The 2500-nt window shown below is 55.0% G+C and carries 1 tRNA gene and 2 rRNA genes (1 of these 3 cut by a window edge); all 3 read right to left on the reverse strand.

Annotated features, from left to right (window positions below):
* Positions 1-200: 200 nt before the first annotated feature.
* Positions 201-277, reverse strand: a tRNA-Met gene (locus ACVILI_RS00005).
* Positions 278-433: 156 nt separating this feature from the next.
* A 5S ribosomal RNA gene (gene rrf, locus ACVILI_RS00010) occupies positions 434-548 on the reverse strand.
* 204 nt (positions 549-752) lie between these two features.
* Positions 753-2500, reverse strand: a 23S ribosomal RNA gene (locus tag ACVILI_RS00015); it runs 1052 nt beyond the window's last position.

The raw sequence follows: 2500 nt of genomic DNA on the forward strand, positions 1-2500 counted from the left end.
GGCGACGTTGGCTCCAAACGCAAAACGGCCCGCTGGTTTGAGCCAGGCGGGCCGTTTATGATTTGGTTTTGGGGAGAGGCTTTGCGTTTCTGACCGGCGGCGTCGGCAAGGCCTCGTTGCGGACGGCTGATGAGGGTTAACTCGCCGGGCACCACGGCTAAATATAAAAGAGCCCGCACGAGGGCGGGCTCTTTTGTATTTGGTTGCGGGGACAGGATTTGAACCTGTGACCTTCAGGTTATGAGCCTGACGAGCTACCGGGCTGCTCCACCCCGCGTCACCATTGGATGTAAGCGCAAGCCTACAAATAGGTAGATGGCTCACCAAATGAAAGGGCCGCTTGCGCGGCCCGTGGTCCCTTGGCGGGCCTTGTTCGTAGAGAGAAGATTTCACTGACATCCGATTGGATGTGAGTTCAACGTGCGTTTAGCAGACCTGGCAGCGACCTACTCTCCCGCGTCTTGAGACGAAGTACCATCAGCGCTGGAGCGTTTCACGGCCGAGTTCGGAATGGGATCGGGTGCAGCCGCTCCGCCATAACCACCAGGTCGGCAAAACGCACGTTGTTCGAGAAGCTGTTTTTTGTGCCTTGGACGTTCTTTGATCTTGGCGCCTTTCGAAGCGAAGCTTCGCAAGGTCGACCGACCGTCGGCGCTGATGCACCGCACCCACGTAGCGCCCGCCCGCAGGGCGGAACAAGCGTGAGTGAGAACAAACCATCTGACCTTGTCAGATGGGCATAAGGAATGAGAACGATCAAGCCGATCGAACTATTAGTACCGGTAAGCTTCAAGCGTTGCCGCTCTTCCACACCCGGCCTATCAACGTGGTCGTCTTCCACGGTTCTCAGGGAATACTCGTTTTAAGGTGGGTTTCCCGCTTAGATGCCTTCAGCGGTTATCCCGTCCGGATATAGCTACCCTGCTATGCGGCTGGCGCCACAACAGGTCCACCAGAGATCCGTCCATCCCGGTCCTCTCGTACTAGGGACAGATCCTTTCAATATTCCTACACCCACGGCAGATAGGGACCGAACTGTCTCACGACGTTCTGAACCCAACTCACGTACCGCTTTAAATGGCGAACAGCCATACCCTTGGGACCTGCTCCAGCCCCAGGATGCGATGAGTCGACATCGAGGTGCCAAACAACCCCGTCGATATGGACTCTTGGGGGTCATCAGCCTGTTATCCCCGGCGTACCTTTTATCCGTTGAGCGATGGCCCTTCCACGCGGGACCACCGGATCACTATGACCGACTTTCGTCTCTGCTCGACTTGTCAGTCTCGCAGTCAGGCAGGCTTATGCCATTGCACTCAGCGAACGATTTCCGACCGTTCTGAGCCCACCATCGCGCGCCTCCGTTACTCTTTAGGAGGCGACCGCCCCAGTCAAACTACCCACCATACATTGTCCCGGACCCGGATAACGGGCCGCGGTTAGACATCCATAGTAATAAGGGTGGTATTTCAAGGGTGGCTCCACCTGAGCTGGCGCCCAGGTTTCAAAGCCTACCACCTATCCTACACATGCCACTACGAATGCCAATGTAAAGCTATAGTAAAGGTGCACGGGGTCTTTCCGTCTAACCGCAGGAACCCCGCATCTTCACGGGGAATTCAATTTCACTGAGTCTATGCTGGAGACAGCGGGGAAGTCGTTACGCCATTCGTGCAGGTCGGAACTTACCCGACAAGGAATTTCGCTACCTTAGGACCGTTATAGTTACGGCCGCCGTTTACTGGGGCTTCGATTCAGAGCTTGCACCCCTCCTCTTAACCTTCCAGCACCGGGCAGGCGTCAGACCCTATACGTCGTCTTGCGACTTCGCAGAGCCCTGTGTTTTTGATAAACAGTCGCTACCCCCTGGTCTGTGCCACCCTCCTCCACTTGCGTGGAAAAGGGTCACGCTTCTTCCGAAGTTACGCGTGCAATTTGCCGAGTTCCTTCAGCATAGTTCTCTCAAGCGCCTTGGTATACTCTACCAGACCACCAGTGTCGGTTTCGGGTACGGTTTATAAGGAGGAGCTATTTCCTGGAACCACGCAGCAGCCCGTTCAATCCGATAAGATTGGACTACCTCAATGATCCGTCACTACCTCCAAGCCCACGAATATTAACGTGGTTCCCATCGACTACGCGTTTCCGCCTCGTCTTAGGGGCCGGCTAACCCTGCTCAGATTAGCTTTAAGCAGGAACCCTTGGTCTTTCGGCGGGGGAGTCTCTCACTCCCCTTACGTTACTCATGTCAGCATTCGCACTTCTGATACCTCCACCACCCCTCACGGGTATGGCTTCATCAGCTTACAGAACGCTCCGCTACCGCTCGTGATTGCTCACGAACCCTAAGCTTCGGTGTATGGCTTTAGCCCCGTTACATTTTCGGCGCAAAGACCCTTATTTAGACCAGTGAGCTGTTACGCTTTCTTTAAATGATGGCTGCTTCTAAGCCAACATCCTGGTTGTTTTGGGATCCTCACATCCTTTCCCACTTAGCCAT

This window comes from Mesorhizobium sp. USDA 4775 (assembly GCF_054062655.1).